Origin of the sequence: Actinoallomurus soli (genome assembly GCF_024055715.1) — a bacterium.
GTDB classification, from domain to species: domain Bacteria; phylum Actinomycetota; class Actinomycetes; order Streptosporangiales; family Streptosporangiaceae; genus Actinoallomurus; species Actinoallomurus soli.
Genome location: NZ_JAMXMV010000022.1, coordinates 102,282 through 120,826, shown reverse-complemented (window position 1 = coordinate 120,826; position 18,545 = coordinate 102,282). Strand labels below are relative to the sequence as shown.

Genomic DNA, 18,545 nt, shown 5'->3' with positions numbered 1-18,545 from the left:
CCCCCCCCACCACCGGGAAGGGTCTCAGCGCACGGCGTCGGGCACGTCCTGCCGGGCGAACTGCCGGTGGTAGAGCTCGCTGTACAGCCCGCCCTCGGCGAGGAGTTCGTCGTGCCGGCCCCGCTCGACGACGCGGCCATCGTCGATCACGAGGATCTGGTCGGCCTCCCGGATCGTCGACAGCCGGTGGGCGATCACGATCGACGTGCGGCCGGCCAGAGCGGTGCGCAGGGCCCGCTGCACCGCCGCCTCGGACTCGGAGTCCAGGTGGGCGGTCGCCTCGTCGAGCACGACGACCGAGGGCGCCTTCAGCAACAGCCGGGCGATGGCCAGCCGCTGCTTCTCGCCGCCGGACAGCCGGTAACCCCGGTCGCCGACGACGGTGTCGAGGCCGTCGGGCATGGCGTCGACGAGGTCCCAGATCTGCGCGGCCCGAAGCGCCTCGACCAGTTCCTCGTCGGTGGCCTCGGGCCGGGCGTACGCGAGGTTGGCGCGGATCGAGTCGTGGAACAGGTGCGCGTCCTGGGTCACGACGCCGACCGTGTCGCGCAGCGACGCGAGAGTCGTGTCCCGTACGTCCTGCCCGGCGATGCGGACGGCGCCGTCCGTGACGTCGTACAGCCGGGACACCAGCTGGGTGATCGTCGTCTTGCCGGCGCCCGAGGGCCCGACCAGCGCGGTCATCGTCCCCGGATCGGCGCGGAAGCCGACCCCGTGCAGGACCTCCCGGCTCGGCGCGGTGTCGGTCCGCGCGATCGACTCCAGGGAGGCCAGCGAGACCTCGGCGGCCGCCGGGTAGCGGAACACCACGTCGTCGAACTCGATCGCCGGCGCGCCGGACGGATCGGGGTCGGCCGGACCGGAGGGCAGCACCTCCTCCGAAGCGGGGCGCTCCGGCAGCGGCCGGGCGTCGGGCCTCTCGTCGATCATCGGCGCCAGGTCGAGGACCTCGAAGACCCGGTCGAAGCTGACCAGCGCGGTCATCACGTCGACGTGCACGTTGGACAGCGCGGTCAGCGGACCGTACATGCGGGTGAGCAGCGTCGCCAGGGCGACGAGCGTGCCGAGCTGGAAGCTGCCGTCCACGACGAGCGAGCCGCCGACGCCGTACACCATGGCGGTCGCCAGCGACGCCACCAGCGTGAGGGCGGTGAAGAAGACCCGCCCGTACATCGCGGAGGTCACCCCGATGTCGCGCACCCGCTCCGCCCGGTCGGCGAAGCCGGCCGACTCCTCCTCGGGACGGCCGTAGAGCTTGGCGAGCATCGCGCCGGCGACGTTGAACCGCTCGGTCATGAGCGAGCTCATCTCCGCGTCGAGCTGCATCTGCTCCCGGCTGATCTTCTGCAGCCGCCGGCCCACCCACTTGGCCGGGAAGATGAAGATCGGCAGCAGCACCAGCGCGACCAGCGTGACCTGCCAGGACAGCACGAACATCGTGACGAGCACGAGGATCAGGCTGATCACGTTGGACACGACGGAGGAGAGCGTGGTGGTCAGGGCGCGCTGCGCGCCGATGACGTCGCTGTTGAGGCGGCTGACCAGCGAACCGGTCTGGGCGCGCATGAAGAACGCGACCGGCATGCGCTGCACGTGGTCGAACACCTGGGTGCGCAGGTCGTAGATCAACCCCTCGCCGATGCGCGCGGAGTACCAGCGCTGGCCGAGCCCGATCAGCGCCTCCACCAGGGCGAGGCCCGCGACGGTGGAGGCCAGCGCGATCACGATCCCGGTCCGGTGCGGCACGATCCCGCGATCGATGATGGTCTTCAGGAGCAGCGGGTTGGCCACGACGATGACGGCGGCCACGGCGTTCAGCGCCAGGAAGAGCACGAGCTCCCGGGTGTACGGGCGGGCGTAGCCGGCGATGCGGCGCACCGTGCCGGCCTTGAGTCTCTCCTTGACCACCGACCTGTCGCGGCGGAACGACGCCATCATCATCCAGCCGTTGTCCGGCATCCCCACGGCGGTCCTCCCGACGGTTCAGGACGTAATCATGTAAGCGTGTCGGCAAGAACGTACCGGATGGTCGGTTGATTCCCCCGATATCCCGGTTCGTCGCTCGCCTTCAACCAGCCTGCGCCATCCGCGCGGGTCTCCGCCATCCGACGTCCGGCCGAGCCCACCCCGGCCCGGGGACCTAGTTCTCCCGGAAAGGGCTTGTGCCGGATGTCGATCTTGCGTGGAATGTCACAAGCCCCGACCAACCCCCACGGAGCCCCCCATGCGACAACGCACGCTCGGCGTGGTCCTCGCGATCACCGCGGTCACCGCCGTGCCCGCCGTCTCGGCGCACCCCGCCCAGGCCGCCCCGTCCCCTCACGTCACGGTATCCGGCGGCGAGACCCAGCCGGTGTTCTCCCGCGCCGACGCCATCACCCAGACGGTGAACATCGAGGTCCCGGTCGACAGCGACCACGACGGCGTACGGGACCGGGTGCAGATGCGCATCATGCGTCCCAAGGAGACCGACCAGGGCCTCAAGGTCCCGACCATCGTCGAGCCCAGCCCGTACTGGGCCGGCGGCAACGACGTGCCGAACCACGACGTCGACATCGACGGCCTGAGCGCACGCGGCCTGCGGCAGAACCGGTCGGCCGACGTCCTCGCCGGCGCCTTCCCCGGCTACTACGACAACTACTTCCTGCCGCGCGGCTACGCCGTCGCCGACCTCGACAGCCTCGGCACCGGCGGCTCGACCGGCTGCCCGACCTCCGGCGCGCGCAACGAGCAGGCCGGGGCCCGCGCCGCGGTCGACTGGCTGACCGGCCGCGCCCGCGGCTGGGCCCCCGACGGCACGCCCGTCAAGGCGACCTGGTCGACCGGGAACGTCGGCATGATCGGTCAGTCCTACGACGGGACGCTGCCGAACATGGCGGCCGCGACGGGAGTGCCGGGCCTGAAGGCGATCGTGCCGATCGCCGGGATCTCCTCCTGGTACGACTACTACCGCGCCAACGGCGGCGTCGTCGCGCCCGGCGGCTTCCAGGGCGAGGACCTGGACGTCCTGGCCAAGTACGTCTACACGCGGCCGGACCGGGAGATCTGCCGGCAGGTCATCGCCGACATCGAGGCGAGGCAGGACCGCGACACCGGCGACTACAGCCGGTTCTGGGACGAGCGGAACTACGTGCAGGACGCGCGCAAGGTGCGCGCCGCCGTGTTCGTCGTGCACGGCCTGAACGACTGGAACGTCAAGACCAAGCAGTCGGTGCAGTGGTGGAACGCACTCGCCCGCGCCGGCGTCCCCCGGAAGCTGTGGCTGCACCAGGCGAACCACAACACGCCGTTCCGCTGGCGGATCGAGGAGTGGCTGCGGCAGACGCACCACTGGTTCGACCACTGGCTGTACGGGATCGACAACGGCATCATGCAGGAGCCGCGGGTCGACATCGAACGGGCGCCGGGACAGTGGGAACAGCACGCGGACTGGCCGGAGCCCGGCACGCGCACCGTCGACCTGCACCTGAACGCCTCCGGTGACCTGGCCGCCAGGCCACAGCGCGGCGCGGCGCAGTCGATGGTCGACGCGGGCCGTACCCGGACGGCCGAGCAGCTCGCGGCCGACCCGGCCACCTCCGACCCGAACCGCCTGGTCTACCTGACGCCGGAGCTCACGAAGCCGGTGCGGGTCGGCGGCACCCCGCGCATCTCCCTGCGCGCGTCCCTCGACGGCCGCTCGCCGTACCTCACCGCGCTGCTGGTCGACTACGGCACCGACACACGCCCGACCGGCGCGGTGGCGAGCACGGGCGAGCAGGTCTGCTACGGCGAGGGGGTGCCCGGCGACGACGGCTGCACCACCAGGACGGCGCACGTCACGGAGACCAAGCCGTTCAAGATCGTGACGCGGGGCTGGCTGGACGCCCGCAACCGGCACGACCCGGCCCGTACCGAGCCGGTCAAGGCCGGGAAGATGTACGACTTCACCTGGGACCTCCAGCCGAACGACTACGTCTTCAAGGCGGGCCACCGGCTGGGCGTCGTGGTGCTGTCCACCGACTACGACTACACGCTGCGCTATCCGGCCGGCACGAGGCTGAGCGTGCGGCCCGGGGTCAGCACGCTGCACCTGCCGGTCGCCCCGCGCTGAGACGACGAAGGCGGGCGGCGTGACGCCGCCCGCCCTTCGCAGCCCGTTCAGGCGCCGAGGTTGAAGGTGTCCGGGTCCGGGCCGGTGCGCTCGTCGCGGTTCAGGCCGGCGATGGCGGCCAGGTCGTCGTCGCTCAGCTCGAAGTCGAAGACCTCGATGTTCTCCCTGATGCGGGACGGCGTGACCGACTTGGGGATCACCACGTTGCCGATCTGGACGTGCCAGCGCAGGACGATCTGCGCCGGGGTCTTGCCGTGCTCGGCCGCGATCCGGGTGATCGTGTCGTCCTTGAGCAGCCCGCCGCCCTGGGCGAGGGGGCTCCATGCCTCCGTCGCGATCCCGTGCTCGGCGTGGAACGCCCGCAGGTCCTCCTGCTGGAGGTACGGGTGCAGCTCGATCTGGTTGAGGGCGGGGACGACGTCGGTCTCCTCGAACAGCCGCCGCAGGTGCGGGATCTGGAAGTTCGAGACGCCGATCGCCTTGGCACGGCCCTCGTTGTAGACCTTCTCGAACGCCTTCCAGGTCTCGACGTAGGCGTCCTTGGCCGGCAGCGGCCAGTGGATGAGGTAGAGGTCCACGTAGTCGAGCCCGAGCTTGTCGAGGCTCAGGTCGAACGCCCGCAGCGCGGCGTCGTACCCCTGGTCACCGTTCCACAGCTTCGTGGTGACGAACAGCTGCTCGCGGGGTACGCCGGCGGACGCGATGGCCTTGCCGACGCCCTCCTCGTTCTCGTACGCCGCCGCGGTGTCGATGCTGCGATAGCCCGCCTCGATGGCGGTGCCGACCGCCGAGACGGCCTCCTCGTCGGGAACCTGCCAGACACCGAACCCCAGCTGCGGGATGGCGGCGCCGGTGTTCAGGGTGATGGTCGGGACGGTTGGCACAAGAGTCCTTCCGTTGTCGTCGGTGTTACGTCTCCGCAGGGTACGGGCCCGGCCGGAACGCGCCTCCGACCGGGTCCGTTTTGCCGCCGATGGGGCGGACCATCACGTGTTGCCCTCTATGTCGGTTCCTATTCCTCGGTCCCGGATGGCGACGAGGTCGTGCCGGGCCTCCGGCCCGGACGGCCGCTCGGCGCCTTCGACGACGAAGCCCGCATCCGCGATCATGCGCAGGTCGTCGTCGCCGGCCTGCCCCTCGCTCGTGAGGTAGTCGCCGAGGAAGATCGAGTTCACGACGTGCAGCGCCAGCGGCTGCAGGCCGCGCAGGTGGATCTCCCGTCCGCCGGCCAGCCGCACCTCCACGTCGGGGAAGACCAGCCGGAACAGCGCGAGGATGCGCAGGCAGCGCAGCGGCGTCAGCTCCCACCTCCCGGCCAGCGGCGTCCCCTCGAACGGGATGAGGAAGTTCACCGGCACCGAGTCCGGACTCAGCTCCCGCAGCGCGAACGCGACGTCGATGACGTCCTCGTCGCCCTCCCCCATCCCGAAGATCGCTCCCGAGCACGGGGACAGCCCGGCGGCCGCCGCCTCGTTGACCGTGTCCACCCGATCCTGGAAACCGTGGGTCGTGCAGATGTCGCCGTAGCGCTCGGCGCTGGTGTTGAGGTTGTGGTTGTAGGCGAACGCCCCGGCCGCGCGGAGCTGTTCGGCCTGGCCGGGCTTCAGCAGGCCGAGGCACACGCAGACCTCGACGTCGCGTGCGGCGATCTCCCGGACGGCCGCGCTGACCCGGTCGATGTCCCGCTGGGCGGGGCCGCGGCCGCTGGCGACCAGGCAGACCCGGCGGGCGCCGCGCGCGACCGCCTTGTCGGCGGCGCGGACCATCTCCTCGGTGTCCTGCCAGGAGTACTTCAGGATGTCGGCGTCGGACCCCTTGCGCTGCGAACAGTAGAAGCAGTCCTCCGGGCACAGGCCGCTCTTCATGTTGACCAGGTAGTTCAGCTTCACCCGGTCGCCGAAGAACGCCCTCCGCACCCGCCCGACCGCCGCGATCAGTTCGAGCGTGCCCTCATCGGAGACGGCGAGCACCGTACGGGCCTCATCGCGGGACAGCGCCTCCCGGCGCATCGCCTTGGCCACGATCGGATCCACGAGATCGTCCATGGGGGCGAGTCTGCCGTGTTCCGGCCGGGGCTCGGAGGAGCCAACGGCACAACAGGGCGGACCGTGGCTTGTAGGCGTGGTCCACTTGACGCGAGGGGCCCGGAGAAGCGTCGGGTCGCCCGGCGGCGAAGCCGAACCGGCCTTCAGCGGAGCCTCGGACCGCCCGGCGGCGGAGCGGACCGGCCTTGAGAACGCGGCGGAGCCTCGGACCAGCCGACGGCGGAGCGGACCGGCGGCGTCAGGGGCCCGGCGGAGCTTCGGACCGTGCGGCGGCGGAGCGGGCCGGTGGCCTCAGGAGGCCGCCGGCGCGGCGGCCGGACCACCGAGCAGCGGCACCTGTTCGCGGCGCTCGGCCGCCGCCTGCTCCTCGAGGGTGTTGTGCGGCGCCTGCCGGATGAGCCGCTTGGTCGCCGCCGCGGTCTCCGGCCGGACCTGCAGGATCGCCGCGACGAGGTCGGCGACCGCGGAGTCGAGCTCGGCGGCGGGCACGACCAGCTCGGCAAGGCCGAGCCGGGCGGCCTCCTCGGCGAAGACGGTGCGCGTCGTCAGGCAGAGCTCCAGGGCGCGCGGCACGCCGACGATGTCGACGAGCGGCTTGGTGCCGGTGAGGTCCGGGACGATGCCGAGCGCGGGCTCTTTCATGGCGAATTTCACGTCGTCGGCCACCACGCGCAGGTCGCAGGCGAGGGCGAGCTGGAAGCCACCGCCGATCGCGTGTCCCTGCACCGCGGCGATGGAGACGATGTCGGGGCGGCGCAGCCAGAGGTAGCCCGCCTGGAGTCCCGCGATGAAGGCCTCGTCGCGGGGAGCGGAGGTGTCCTCGCCGGGCACTCCCTCGGGGCTGAAGAGACGCAGGTCGATGCCCGCGGAGAAGGACGGCCCGTCGCCGCGTACGACGACGACGCGGACGGTGTCGGGCAGCGTCTCGCCGATGCGGGCGAGGGTGTGCCAGGTGCTGAAGGTCAGGGCGTTGCGCCGCTCCGGCCGGGCAAGGCTGATCGTCGCCACGGCGCCGTCGACGTCGAGGCGCAGGCCTGCTCGCTGAAGCTCGGCAGGGTCGAGCGGTGAGTCCGCCATGACGCTCCTTCCATGCGCGCGTCGTGGCGGACGGGCCCGCCACCGTGCCCGACCTTAGCGGGTCGGGCACGGTGGCCTCTCATGCGGTCCGGCGCCGAGAGCTGGGGGGAGTAGCCGTCCGTCAGGACTTCTTACCGCGGGTCGCTCCGCCGCGTCCGCGCAGGTTCACGCCGGACTCGGTGAGGATGCGGTGGATGAAGCCGTACGACCGTCCGGTTGCGGCAGCCAGGGCACGGATGCTCTCGCCGGAGTCGTAGCGCTTCTTCAACTGCTCCGCCAACTTATCTCGCTCGGCACCGGTCACGCGGGTGCCCTTCTTTAGGGTCTCGGCCACGAGTACCTCCCGTAGTGATGCGGTGACCGCTGCGTTATCCCCAGCCATGATCAGACATTCGCGCGCGATCGGCTACCCACTACGCCAGAAAAGATCTGCTTCGTTGTGTCAAGGTTGCGCTGCAGGTCAGGCAAGTGCCACGAGATCGGAAAATTCGTCACTCCAGATGTCCTCAACACCATCCGGAAGCAAGATCACTCTTTCCGGTTGCAGCGCCTCCACCGCACCCTCATCGTGAGTGACCAGAACGATCGCCCCGGCGTACGTCCGGAGGGCGGCCAGGATCTCCTCGCGGCTCGCCGGATCGAGGTTGTTCGTGGGCTCGTCGAGGAGCAGCACATTGGCGCTGGAGACGACGAGAGTGGCCAGCGCGAGGCGTGTCTTCTCGCCTCCGGACAGCACGCCGGCGGGCTTGTCGACGTCGTCTCCGGTGAACAGGAACGACCCCAGGATCTTGCGCGCCTCCGTCTCCGGGAGGTCGGGAGCGGCCGAGCGCATGTTCTCCAGGACCGTACGGTCGACGTCGAGGGTCTCGTGCTCCTGCGCGTAGTACCCCAGGCGCAGGCCGTGCCCGTCGACACGCTCGCCGGTATCGGGCTTTTCGACGCCTGCGAGCAGGCGCAGCAGGGTCGTCTTGCCCGCTCCGTTGAGGCCCAGGACGACGACCCGACTGCCCCTATCAACCGCTAGGTCGACATCCGTGAAGACTTCCAACGAACCGTACGATTTGGACAAAGCTCGTGCCATGAGCGGCGTTTTGCCACACGGAGCCGGCGCGGGGAACCGAATCCGGGCCACTTTGTCGGCCTGGCGCTCGCCCTCGACCCCGGCCAGGAGGCGCTGCGCGCGGCGTTCCATCTGCTGGGCGGCCTTCGCCTTGGTCGCCTTCGCGCGCATCTTGTCGGCCTGTGCCTGCAGGGTGCCCGCCTGGCGCTCGGCGTTGGCGCGCTCGCGCCTGCGGCGCCGTTCGTCGGTCTCCCGCTGGGTGAGGTAGGTCTTCCAGCCGACGTTGTAGATGTCGATGACGCACCGGTTCGCGTCGAGATGGAAGACCTTGTTCACGACGGCGTCGAGCAGGCCGACATCGTGACTGATCATGATCAGCCCGCCCTGGTGCGTCTTGAGGAAGTCGCGCAGCCAGGTGATCGAGTCGGCGTCCAGGTGGTTGGTGGGCTCGTCGAGCAGGAGCGTGTCGGCTCCGGAGAACAGGATGCGGGCCAGCTCCACCCTGCGGCGCTGGCCGCCGGACAGCGTGCGCAGCGGCTGGCCGAGCACCCGGTCCGGGAGGTTGAGGCTGGAGGCGATGGAGGCCGCCTCGGCGTCGGCGGCGTACCCGCCGAGCACGTGCAGCCGGTCCTCCAGGCGGCCGTATTTGCGGACCGCCTTGTCGCGTTCGGCACCCTCGGCCGTCGACATCTTCAGCTCGGCCTCGCGCATCTGGCTGATGACCTCGTCCAGGCCGCGCGCGGACAGGATGCGGTCGCGGGCGAGGACCTCCAGGTCGCCGGTGCGCGGGTCCTGGGGAAGATAGCCGATCGTGCCGGACCGCGTCACCTCTCCGGCGGCCGGCAGACCCTCGCCGGCGAGCACCTTGGTGAGGGTGGTCTTGCCGGCGCCGTTGCGGCCGACCAGGCCGACGCGGTCGCCGGGGTTGACGCGGAACGAGGCTCCCTCGAGCAGCAGACGGGAGCCGGCGCGGAGTTCGATGTCACGGGCGGTGATCACAGTGGGAACGCTCCTGGGGGGCGGGCTGGGAGAGGCGGGACGACGAAAAGGGCGCCGCCCGGAGGCCCGATGGCCCGGCCGCGCCCTGGGAGCGCCTGATCAGCTCGCAAGCATGCCCCCAGTGTAGGGGACGCAGCCCATGGATCTTGACATCGTCGCGGGCGCGGCCCCGCTCGATGATCAGGAACGGTCCGACTCGGTGATCTTGAACACGTGTGGCGGCCGGGATCAGGGGAAGCGTCTACGGCGAAGCGGCTCGCCGACCCGGGCGGGTCGTGACCGAGGACGAGAGGAAGGCCCGTGATGCCCCAGGAACGCTCGAGGGAGGAGCTGGAGGAGGAGCTCCGGGTGGTCGAGGACGACATCGCGTCCGTGCGTCCGGCGGTGGAGGACCTGCGCCGGACGATCGGGCAGCAGGAGGACGGCCCCACCGACCCGGAGGAGCGGTCCGTCCAGCTGCAGAACGCCGAGGAGCAGGAGGCGATCCTCCAGCGGATGGAGGACAGGCGCGCGGACCTGCTGAGGCGACTCGGCAAGGAGTGACCCCCGCCCGGAACGACCTCCGCCCGGCCCCCGTCCCGGTTCGATCCAGGTATCCGAACGGGGAGTCTCCCCGTGGTCGCGTGTCCCCTCGGAGACGAGAGTGGACATCGACCGTTCCGCCCCGCTTCCCCGCCCGAGGATGAGGTCTTCTGATGCGTCGTATCCAGATCAAGATCAAGCGCCCGCGTCCGAACCCGGTCGTGGAGCTCGACCTGCGCACTCCCTCCGGCCGCCCGCTCCCGTACTGAGCCTCCTACTCCCCGGCGCGCCGGCCGGGGACCGGCTCCCGGCCGTGTCCGGGAGTGACCCGATCGTGATCGACGGCGCGCAACCGCGGTGCCGACGCCCGCGTCTGAGCGGGCATGCGTACGCTCACCCGGATCCTGGTGCCGCTCGTGGTGGCCGCAGCAGCGCTCGGAGTCGTGCGGCCGTCCTGGGCCTGTGGCTGCGGGGCTCTGATCACCGCGACGAATTCAGGGGTCGACGTCGCCGCGGAGACCTCGATCGTCCGCTATGACGGCTCGTCCGAGGAGATCGTCATGCGGCTGTCGGTGCGGTCCAGCGCCCGCGACGCCGCCTGGCTGATGCCCACCCCGTCCCGCGCCACGGTGACGCTCGGCGAGCGCGGCTGGTTCGACCAGCTGGACCGGCTCACCGCGCCGAAGGTCGTCCGGCGCAGGCACTGGCTTCCGGATCTCGGCGGCGGAACCCGCGTGGCGGGCGCCCCGGCGCCGGCGGGCGGCCGGGTCGGTGTGCTCGCTCAGCAGCGTCTCGGCCCCTTCGAGGTGACGACGCTGTCGGCGGCCGATCCCCGCGCCCTCGCGGCGTGGCTCACGTCGCACGGCTACCACCTGAAGGGCCGCCTCGGCCAGGCGCTCGCACCGTACGTGGCGCGGCGGTGGACGTACACGGCGGTCCGGCTGGCTCCCCGGAGCGGTCAGCTCTCGGGGGAGCTCGACCCGTTGCGCATCAGGTTCGCCGCGGACGCCCCGGTCTACCCGATACGGCTGTCCCGGCTGGCGAGCACTCCCCAGGCCGTGCACCTGTACGTGCTCGCGCCGCACCGGGTCACCGTCCGCGGCCTGGGGCTGTTCACCACGTACGCGGGCCGGGTGCGCCCCGCGCAGGTCGCCTCTCCCGGGTTGCGCTCCCTCCTCGGCGGCGGCGCGTTCCTGACCGAGTTCGTACGCCAGGGGATCCCGCCGGCCGACTTCACCGACGACCTCGGCTTCGCGTACACCGCCGACACGCCCTATCAGCAGGTCGAGTACGAGGAGGGCGGACTGGTGACGTTCCTGGGCCTGCCCGCGGTCCTGTGGGTCCTCGCGGCGCCCGTGGCGGTGCTCGTGGCCCTGGTGGCGTTCCTCCTGACCCGGCGCCGGAGACGCCGGGCGCGGCGCGCGATCCGGCCTGGCCTTTGATCGACATCCCCGTCACCGTGGGTTTGGGAACGGTCACGCGGTGGGAGGATGCCGAGCATGTGGATCGCTCCCGACCGCCGACGCGCGGGCCGGTGGATCGCACCGGCGCTCGCCGTGGCCGCCGGCGTGGCGACCGGCGCCACCGAGACCGCCCGAGGGCACGTGACGACGGGCCTGGTGGGTCTGGCCGTGCTCCTCGGCTACGGCGCGCTGCTGGCCTACCGGCGCGGCGAGTCGGTCCTCACCCTGCATGAGGCGTTCGGGCTCGGCCGGCGCTCCGGGATCCATCTGCGGGCCGCCGCCATGACCGGTGACGTGCTGGTCGGTGTGATCGTGGCGGCCATGCTGGTCCAGGCGCTGCGCGGCGCCCAGATCGGCCTGCTCGCCGGTCTCGCCGCCGTGGCAGGGGTGACCTACTTCCTGTCCGTCCTGATGCTGAACCGCACCTACTGAGCCGCCTGCGTACGGGCCGACCGGGCGGCGCGCTGAAGCCGACCGGGCGGCGCTGAAGCCGACTCGGATTCCGCCGGTTACGGAAGCCCGCCGGCCGTGGCAGGGGCCGCCCGTTATCACAATGGCGGCAATCGGTGAAATTCCCGATGAATACTGAGGTCAACGGGGCACCGAAGCCACGAGAACATCGCAGAATCGTTCCGTGACAGCTTTCGCCGCCGCCCCTGGCGGCCCGGAGTCCGCATTCGCGGGGCGTTCCCACGCCTCGCCTCTGGAGCGTGTCACCTTCCACCCGATCGTCGATCTCGACACCGGAACGGTCGTGGCCGTCGCCCCCTCGGTGCCCGGCGCGTCGGTCCCCGATCCGGACGCCGAGGTGGACCGCGCGATCCACGCGGCACGGGCCCTGTCCCGGTCGGAGACGCTGCTCCCCCTTCAGCTCGTCCTTCGGATGGGCACCCTCTCCTACGACCGGCCGATGGAGCGGCTCCACCGGACGCTGGCGGACCTGGGCCGCCGTCCCGGCGGCGTCATCGTCTCGATGACGGGCGGCCCGGCCGGAATGTCGCTCGACGAGGCCGCCGCCCGGCTCGGCGGGCTCCGCTCGGCCGGATACCTCCTCGCCCTGGAGGTGGGCGACCTGCCGACCCGGTTCGTCGCCGACATGGCGCCGACGGTCCTGATCCTCGACCCCGCGGTCACCCGGCGGGCCGCGGCGGACCCCCGGCGCGCCGCGATCGCGGAGGCGTTCGTCGCGCTGGGCCGCCGGACCGGCGGGCACGTGCTCGCTCCGGGCGTCGTCTCCGACGACCAGCTCACGAATCTGCGGGGACGCGGAGTGCGGCTGGCGCAGGGACCGCTGCTGACGCCACGGCACTGGCGACCCGGCATGCCGGTGACCGTCCCGGTCGGCGCCCGCGACTCGGAGCGCGACCGGCTCGGCCCGCGCGTGACCGAGTTCATGATGCCGGCGACGGTGATGCCCGACACGGCCACCGCCGAAGAGGTGCTCTCGGTGTTCAACGCCGAGCCGGCCACCAGCAGCGTCGTCCTCGTCGACCAGACCGAACGCCCCCGCCACACGGTCGACCGCACCCGTTTCCTGCTCCGGCTGGCCGGCGCGTACGGTCACGCCCTGCACGCCCACCGGCCGGCCGCGCGGCTGGCCGACCCGCCCCGGCCGGTGCCCAGGACCGTGCCCGCGATCGCGGCCCTGCGCGCGGCGGGCGATGACGCCGATCGCGTCTACGACGATCTCGTGGTGATCGACGAGATCGGCCGCTGCCTCGGCATCGCGCGGGTCGGCGACCTCATCCGCAGTCTGGCCGCGCTCGACCACTGAGACCCGGCCGCCGGCCGTCCGGCATCGCGGTCAGCGCAGGTGGGCGAAGCGCTCCTGCCACGCGGCGAACCAGGCGGCGAACCAGGGCTCCCCCGCCGCCAGCGGCACGACGTAGGTGACCGTCTCGGCGTGGTAGCGGCGCTGGAAGTCCGGCGGCATCCGGTCCAGCGTCTGCACGTTGCTGACCCGGTCGGCGAGCTTCACGAGGATCGCCTCGCGGGGGGCGTCGCGCAGGCGCCGCAGATAGGCGACCTTCGCGGCGCGCTTGGCGGCCTTGCCCTCCACCGGCGGCTTGGTGACCCAGTCCACCAGCTCCCCGACCTCCGGGCCGAACGCGCCCTCGACGTCGGCGAGCGTCGCGGCGGTGTCCTCGACCGTGTCGTGCAGCAGGGCCGTGACGAGCACGTCCGTGTCGGTGACGCCGGCACCGCGGACCAGCACTTCGAGAGCCTCGAACAGGTGCTCGGCGTACGGCGCGCCGGTGGGCCGCCGCTGCTCGCCGTGCCAGCGCAGCGCGGCCTCGGCGGCGCGGTCCAGGGTCGCCACGTCCACGGGGTGCGACGTCAGGGCGACGCGAGCCTGCTCCCAGGTCCGCCAGTTCGTGAAGGTCTCCACGCTGCCTTCTCCTCCAGGTGACCGGGCACCGTCACGAGGTCGTCTCGATCGTCCCCGAGCGTGCGCCGAACCGTACGATCGCGGCATGATTGCACGGTGCGAAACCCGCCCGATGATCATGCCGTCGCGGTGTGGATATGGCCCAGGGCGCTCCCGCTGGCCGCGATCTTCGGACCGGCGTGGGACGGCACGGAGGTCCGCGCGCGTTTCCTCACCCTGACCGGCCAGTGGCAGGCCCGCCATCCGGCGCCGTCGGCCGTCGGCGGGACGGGCGGGCCACGGCCCGGCCAGTGGATGTGGCATCCGCCCGCCCGCCGCATCTACGACTGCCATACGTACGAGGCCGGGGACGACTGGCTCGAGGTGGCGATCCGGATGGAGTCGATCGACTTCTACCCGGACCACTGCCGGCTCGGGGCGAGCCTCACCATCGCCTGCCGCTGCGAGACCGCGCACCCCGGTCACCACACGATCGTGGAGACCTCGTGGCGCACCGGCGGGCCCGCCGGTGCGCTCGACGCGCTGACCGCGGTCCTGCGCTACACGGACCAGTGGATCGCCAACTCCCAGCAGCCGGCGGGCTGGCGCCGGCATGCCGGGTTGGACTGAACGGGCCCGGAGGCCGGAGGGCTCAGACGTTGAAGCCGAGGGCGCGCAACTGCTCGCGGCCGTCCTCGGTGATCTTGTCCGGGCCCCACGGCGGCAGCCACACCCAGTTGATCGTGACCTTCTCGACCAGGCCCTCCAGGGCGCTCGCCGTCTGGTCCTCGATCACGTCGGTGAGCGGGCAGGCCGCGCTCGTGAGGGTCATGTCGAGGACGACGACGTTGTCGTCGTCGATGTTCACGCCGTAGACCAGGCCCAGGTCGACCACGTTGATCCCGAGTTCGGGGTCGACGACGTCCCTCATCGCCTCGAGGACGTCGTCCTCGGCGACCTTCGTGTCGCTCATGCGTCGCTGCCTTCCATGGCTTTCGCGGTCGCGTCCTTCCACGCCATCCAGGCGAGCAGGGCGCACTTGATACGGGCGGGGTACTTCGACACCCCGGTGAAGGCGACGGCGTCCTCGAGGATGTCCTCGTCGGGCTCGACCTGCCCGCGCGACTGCATCAGCTTGAGGAACTCGTCACCGGTCACCATCGCGTCCTTCACCGGCCTGCCGATGACGAGGTCGGTCATCACCGAGGCGCTGGCCTGGCTGATCGAACAGCCCATCGCGTCGTACGACACGTCGGCGACCTCGTCGCCGTCGAGCCGGACGCGCAGGGTCACCTCGTCACCGCAGGTCGGGTTCACATGGTGCACCTCGGCGTCGTACGGCTCCCGGAGGCCCTTGTGGTGAGGGTTCCGGTAGTGGTCCAGGATGATGTCCTGATACATCGACTCGAGCTGCATCTGCTTCCCTTCTCACAGCGGCCGATGGGGTGCAACGTCAGGCGCTGCCGAAGAATTTCTGCGTCTCCCGCAGTCCCTCGACCAGCGCGTCGACGTCGGCCGTGGTGTTGTAGAAGTACAGCGACGCACGGGTGCTCGCGGTCACCCCGAAGCGCCGGTGCAGCGGGCGGGCGCAGTGGTGACCGGCGCGCACGGCGATGCCGTGGGCGTCCAGCACCTGGCTGACGTCGTGCGGGTGGATCTCGCGGCCGTCCGGCCCCTCCAGGGTGAAGGAGATCGCGGTGCCGCGGTCCTCGGCCTCGGTGGGCCCGAGGATCCGCACGCCCCCGACCGCGGTGAGCGACTTGAGCGCGTACGCCAGCAGCTCGTTCTGCTGCGCCGCGATGTCGTCGATGCCCAGGGCGTTCAGGTAGTCGATCGCGGCGCCGAGCCCGGCGGCCTCGGCGATCGGCATCGTGCCGGCCTCGAACTTGTGCGGCGGCGGCGCGAACGTCGAGCCCTCCATCGCCACCGTCTCGATCATCTCACCGCCGCCGAGGAACGGCGGCAGCGTCTCGAGCAGCTCGGCGCGGCCCCACAGCACCCCGATGCCGGTCGGCCCGCACAGCTTGTGCGCGGTGAAGCCGTAGAAGTCGACGCCGAGCTCCTGGACGTTCACCCGCATGTGCGGCACGGCCTGCGCGCCGTCGGCGAGCACCAGCGCGCCGACCGCGTGCGCCCTGTCCGCGATGAGCCGGACCGGGTTGATCGTGCCGAGGACGTTCGACTGGTGCGCGACCGCGACGATCTTCGTGCGCTCGTTGATGAGCTCGTCGATGTCGCTCAGGTCGAGACGGCCGTCGTCGGTCACCCGGAACCAGCGGAGCGTCGCGCCGGTGCGCTGGGCGAGCAGCTGCCACGGCACGATGTTGGAGTGGTGCTCCATCTCGGTGATGACGATCTCGTCGCCCGGGCCGACGCGGAACCGCTCGGCCTCCGGGCCCGCCGTGGCCGCGTTGCCCATGGCGTAGGCGACGAGGTTGATGCCCTCGGAGATGTTCTTGGTGAACACCACCTCGGTCTCGCTGCCCGCGCCGATGAAGTTCGCGACCTTGATCCGGGCGCCTTCGTACGCCTCGGTCGCCTCTTCGCCGAGCTGGTGCGTGGCCCGGTGGATGTTCGCGTTGTGCCGGGCGTAGTAGTCCTCGATCGCGTCGATCACCTGGCGGGGCTTCTGCGAGGTGTTCGCGCTGTCGAGGTAGACCAGGGCCTTCCCGTCGCGGACGGTCCTGGTCAGGATCGGGAAGTCCGCCCGGATCCTCTCGACGTCGATGCTCACGCGGACGCGCCCGCCTTCGTGAACCGCTCGTAGCCCTCGTTCTCCAGCAGCTCGGCCAGCTCCGGGCCGCCCTCCTCGACGACGCGGCCGGCCGCGAAGACGTGCACGAAGTCCGGCTTCACGTAGCGGAGGATGCGGGTGTAGTGCGTGATCAGCAGCACGCCGGTCTCGCCGCCGGAGCGGAAGCGGTTGACGCCCTCGGAGACGATCTTCAGCGCGTCGATGTCGAGACCGGAGTCGGTCTCGTCGAGCACCGCGACCTTCGGCTTGAGCATCTCGAGCTGAAGGATCTCGTGGCGCTTCTTCTCACCGCCGGAGAAGCCCTCGTTCAGGTTGCGCTGGGCGAACGCCGGGTCGATCTGCAGCTCGGCCATTGCCGAGCGCATCTCCTTGGAGAACTCCCGCAGCTTCGGTGCCTCGCCGCGCACCGCGGTGACGGCCGTGCGCAGGAAGTTCGACACCGACACGCCCGGCACCTCGACCGGGTACTGCATCGCGAGGAACAGCCCGGCGCGGGCGCGCTCGTCGACGGCCATGTCCAGGACGCTCTCGCCGTCCAGGAGGACCTCGCCGCTCGTGACGGTGTACTTCGGGTGACCGGCGATGGCGTAGGCGAGGGTGGACTTGCCGGAGCCGTTCGGCCCCATGATGGCGTGGGTCTCGCCCGCCTTCACGGACAGGTCGACGCCCCGGAGGATCTCCTTGTCCTCGACGGAGACGTGCAGGTCGCGGATCTCAAGCGTGGCCATGGTGATTTCAGGACTCCTTGAGCGACACGTACACGTCGTCGCCCTCGATCTTCACTGGGTACGTGGGGACCGGCTGCGTGGCCGGCGGGTTGGTGGGCTTGCCGGTGCGCACGTCGAAGCACGAGCCGTGCAGCCAGCACTCGATGGTGCGGTCGTAGACCTCACCCTCGCTGAGGGCGACCTCGGCGTGGGAGCAGACGTCGCGCAGCGCGTAGACCTCGCCGTCGGCGCGGACGACCGCCACGGGCGTGCCGTCGATCTCCACCGCGAGGGCGCCCTCGGCGGGCAGCTCGGAAAGGGCGCAGGCGCGCGTGAAGCTCATCGGTCGATCTCCTCATCGATGGCGGCCATGACCCGCTCTTTCAGCTGCGGCACGTCGATCTTGTCGACGAGCTGGCCCAGGAATCCGCGGACGACCATCCGCCGGGCGGTGTCGTACGGAATGCCCCGTGCCTGAAGGTAGAACAGGTGCTGGTCGTCGAGGCGGCCGGACGCCGAGGCGTGCCCTGCGCCGGCGACCTCACCGGTGAGGATCTCGAGGTTCGGGACCGAGTCGACCCGCGTGCCGTCGGTGAGCACGAGGTTGCGGTTCAGCTCGTACGTGTCGGTGCCCTCGGCCTCGGCCCGGATGATCACGTCGCCGATCCAGACGGCGTGCGCGTCCTCGTCCTGCAGCGCGCCGCGGTAGTCGACGCGGCTGCGGCAGTTCGGCTGGGTGTGGTCGACGAGCAGGCGGTGCTCGAGGTGCTGGCCGCCGTCGACGAAGTAGAGGCCGTACAGCTCGGCGTCGCCGCCCGGCGCGTCGTACGCGACGGAGGGGGCGATGCGCACCACGTCGCCGCCCAGGCTGACGGTGAAGCTCTTGAACCGCGCGTCCCGGCCCAGCTTGGCGTGCTGATGCGACAGGTGGACGGCGTCCGGTGCCCAGTTCTGCAGGCTGAACACCGTGAGCGAGGCGCCGTCGCCGACGACGAACTCGACGTTGTCGGCGTAGGCGGCCGAGCCGATGTGGTCCAGCACGACCGTGGCCTGCGCGAACGGCTCCAGGACGACGGTGGTGTGACCGTAGGCGACGCCGCCCTCGCCGCGCAGCGTGAGGACGGTCGGCTCGGTCGCCACGACCTCCTTGGGCACGCTCACGACGGTCGCGTGGGCGAACGAGGCGTACGCCTGCGCGCTGACGCGGTCGGAGGGGACGTACGCCTTGCCGACGCGCTCGTCGTCGCGGCCCACCGTCTCCACGGTGACCTCGGGCGCGGCGGACACCTCCACGATCACCTTGCCGGCGGCCGCCACGCCCTTGTGCAGGTCGCGCAGCCGGCGCAGCGGCGTGAAGCGCCACTCCTCCTCGCGCCCGGCCGGGACTGCGAAGTCGGCGACGTCGTACGACGCGTGCTCGTGGAGGGTGGACAGCTGCTTGGTCTCGAGACCCATG

The 18,545-nt window shown here is 71.2% G+C and carries 19 protein-coding genes; 6 read left to right on the top strand and 13 right to left on the bottom strand.

Features of this window, described 5'->3' with window-relative positions; translation table 11 throughout:
• Positions 1-24 precede the first annotated feature (24 nt).
• The gene (locus tag NDW01_RS35645) at positions 25-1,959 is read right to left on the bottom strand and encodes an ABC transporter ATP-binding protein (RefSeq protein WP_252828763.1); all 1,935 of its coding nucleotides are present in this window, start codon (positions 1,957-1,959) and stop codon (positions 25-27) included.
• Between the two features lie 265 nt (positions 1,960-2,224).
• Here NDW01_RS35645 and NDW01_RS35640 point away from each other — a divergent pair, with 265 nt between their 5' ends.
• Positions 2,225-4,093: a Xaa-Pro dipeptidyl-peptidase gene (locus tag NDW01_RS35640; protein WP_252828754.1), complete on the top strand. Its 1,869-nt coding sequence runs from the start codon at positions 2,225-2,227 to the stop codon at positions 4,091-4,093.
• 47 nt (positions 4,094-4,140) lie between these two features.
• Here the strand turns inward: NDW01_RS35640 and NDW01_RS35635 are convergent, their stop codons facing one another.
• The 5 genes from NDW01_RS35635 to NDW01_RS35615 form a co-directional block, all read right to left on the bottom strand.
• On the bottom strand, positions 4,141-4,977 hold the full coding sequence (locus tag NDW01_RS35635; RefSeq protein ID WP_252828753.1) for an aldo/keto reductase: 837 nt from the start codon (positions 4,975-4,977) through the stop codon (positions 4,141-4,143).
• Between the two features lie 102 nt (positions 4,978-5,079).
• A complete protein-coding gene (gene bioB / locus NDW01_RS35630) occupies positions 5,080-6,138 on the bottom strand; it encodes a biotin synthase BioB (protein WP_252828752.1) in 1,059 nt (352 codons plus the stop codon).
• Positions 6,139-6,429: 291 nt separating this feature from the next.
• Complete coding sequence (locus tag NDW01_RS35625) at positions 6,430-7,215, bottom strand: enoyl-CoA hydratase/isomerase family protein (protein ID WP_252828751.1); 786 nt, start codon at positions 7,213-7,215, stop codon at positions 6,430-6,432.
• Between the two features lie 121 nt (positions 7,216-7,336).
• Positions 7,337-7,549: a helix-turn-helix domain-containing protein gene (locus NDW01_RS35620; protein ID WP_141961196.1), complete on the bottom strand. Its 213-nt coding sequence runs from the start codon at positions 7,547-7,549 to the stop codon at positions 7,337-7,339.
• Between the two features lie 126 nt (positions 7,550-7,675).
• Positions 7,676-9,274 carry an ABC-F family ATP-binding cassette domain-containing protein gene (locus NDW01_RS35615; protein WP_252828750.1) on the bottom strand — a complete coding sequence of 533 codons (1,599 nt, stop codon included), beginning with the start codon at positions 9,272-9,274 and terminating at the stop codon, positions 7,676-7,678.
• A gap of 303 nt (positions 9,275-9,577) precedes the next feature.
• On the opposite strand from NDW01_RS35615, the gene NDW01_RS35610 reads away from it, so the two are divergent.
• The 4 genes from NDW01_RS35610 (at position 9,578) to NDW01_RS35595 (ending at position 13,033) form a co-directional block, all read left to right on the top strand.
• Entirely contained in the window at positions 9,578-9,817 is a 240-nt protein-coding gene (locus NDW01_RS35610) for a hypothetical protein (RefSeq protein ID WP_252785938.1), read from the top strand.
• 362 nt (positions 9,818-10,179) lie between these two features.
• Positions 10,180-11,238 (top strand): DUF2330 domain-containing protein, encoded by a 1,059-nt coding sequence (locus tag NDW01_RS35605; protein ID WP_252828749.1) that lies wholly within the window; start codon positions 10,180-10,182, stop codon positions 11,236-11,238.
• A 57-nt stretch (positions 11,239-11,295) separates the two neighbouring features.
• A complete protein-coding gene (locus tag NDW01_RS35600; protein WP_252828748.1) occupies positions 11,296-11,691 on the top strand; it encodes an ABC transporter permease in 396 nt (131 codons plus the stop codon).
• A gap of 202 nt (positions 11,692-11,893) precedes the next feature.
• Entirely contained in the window at positions 11,894-13,033 is a 1,140-nt protein-coding gene (locus NDW01_RS35595) for an EAL domain-containing protein (protein ID WP_252828747.1), read from the top strand.
• A gap of 30 nt (positions 13,034-13,063) precedes the next feature.
• On the opposite strand, the gene NDW01_RS35590 is transcribed toward NDW01_RS35595, so the two are convergent.
• Entirely contained in the window at positions 13,064-13,648 is a 585-nt protein-coding gene (locus NDW01_RS35590) for an HD domain-containing protein (RefSeq protein WP_252828746.1), read from the bottom strand.
• Positions 13,649-13,744: 96 nt separating this feature from the next.
• Here NDW01_RS35590 and NDW01_RS35585 point away from each other — a divergent pair, with 96 nt between their 5' ends.
• A complete protein-coding gene (locus NDW01_RS35585) occupies positions 13,745-14,257 on the top strand; it encodes a hypothetical protein (RefSeq protein WP_252828745.1) in 513 nt (170 codons plus the stop codon).
• A gap of 22 nt (positions 14,258-14,279) precedes the next feature.
• Here the strand turns inward: NDW01_RS35585 and NDW01_RS35580 are convergent, their stop codons facing one another.
• Genes NDW01_RS35580 through sufD form a run of 6 tightly spaced genes read right to left on the bottom strand, consistent with a single transcriptional unit; the run spans position 14,280 to position 18,544 of the window.
• A complete protein-coding gene (locus NDW01_RS35580) occupies positions 14,280-14,600 on the bottom strand; it encodes a metal-sulfur cluster assembly factor (RefSeq protein WP_252785945.1) in 321 nt (106 codons plus the stop codon).
• Complete coding sequence (sufU, locus tag NDW01_RS35575) at positions 14,597-15,043, bottom strand: Fe-S cluster assembly sulfur transfer protein SufU (RefSeq protein ID WP_252828744.1); 447 nt, start codon at positions 15,041-15,043, stop codon at positions 14,597-14,599. The genes NDW01_RS35580 and sufU overlap by 4 nt, the downstream gene beginning before the upstream one ends.
• A 37-nt stretch (positions 15,044-15,080) precedes the next feature.
• Positions 15,081-16,361, bottom strand: a complete 1,281-nt coding sequence (locus NDW01_RS35570; RefSeq protein WP_308211851.1) for a cysteine desulfurase — start codon at positions 16,359-16,361, stop codon at positions 15,081-15,083.
• Positions 16,358-17,110, bottom strand: a complete 753-nt coding sequence (gene sufC, locus NDW01_RS35565; protein ID WP_252785947.1) for a Fe-S cluster assembly ATPase SufC — start codon at positions 17,108-17,110, stop codon at positions 16,358-16,360. Before sufC ends, NDW01_RS35570 begins: the two co-directional genes overlap by 4 nt.
• Positions 17,111-17,117: 7 nt before the next feature.
• Positions 17,118-17,432 (bottom strand): non-heme iron oxygenase ferredoxin subunit, encoded by a 315-nt coding sequence (locus tag NDW01_RS35560; RefSeq protein ID WP_252785948.1) that lies wholly within the window; start codon positions 17,430-17,432, stop codon positions 17,118-17,120.
• On the bottom strand, positions 17,429-18,544 hold the full coding sequence (gene sufD, locus NDW01_RS35555; RefSeq protein ID WP_252828743.1) for a Fe-S cluster assembly protein SufD: 1,116 nt from the start codon (positions 18,542-18,544) through the stop codon (positions 17,429-17,431). Before sufD ends, NDW01_RS35560 begins: the two co-directional genes overlap by 4 nt.
• Position 18,545 lies beyond the last annotated feature (1 nt).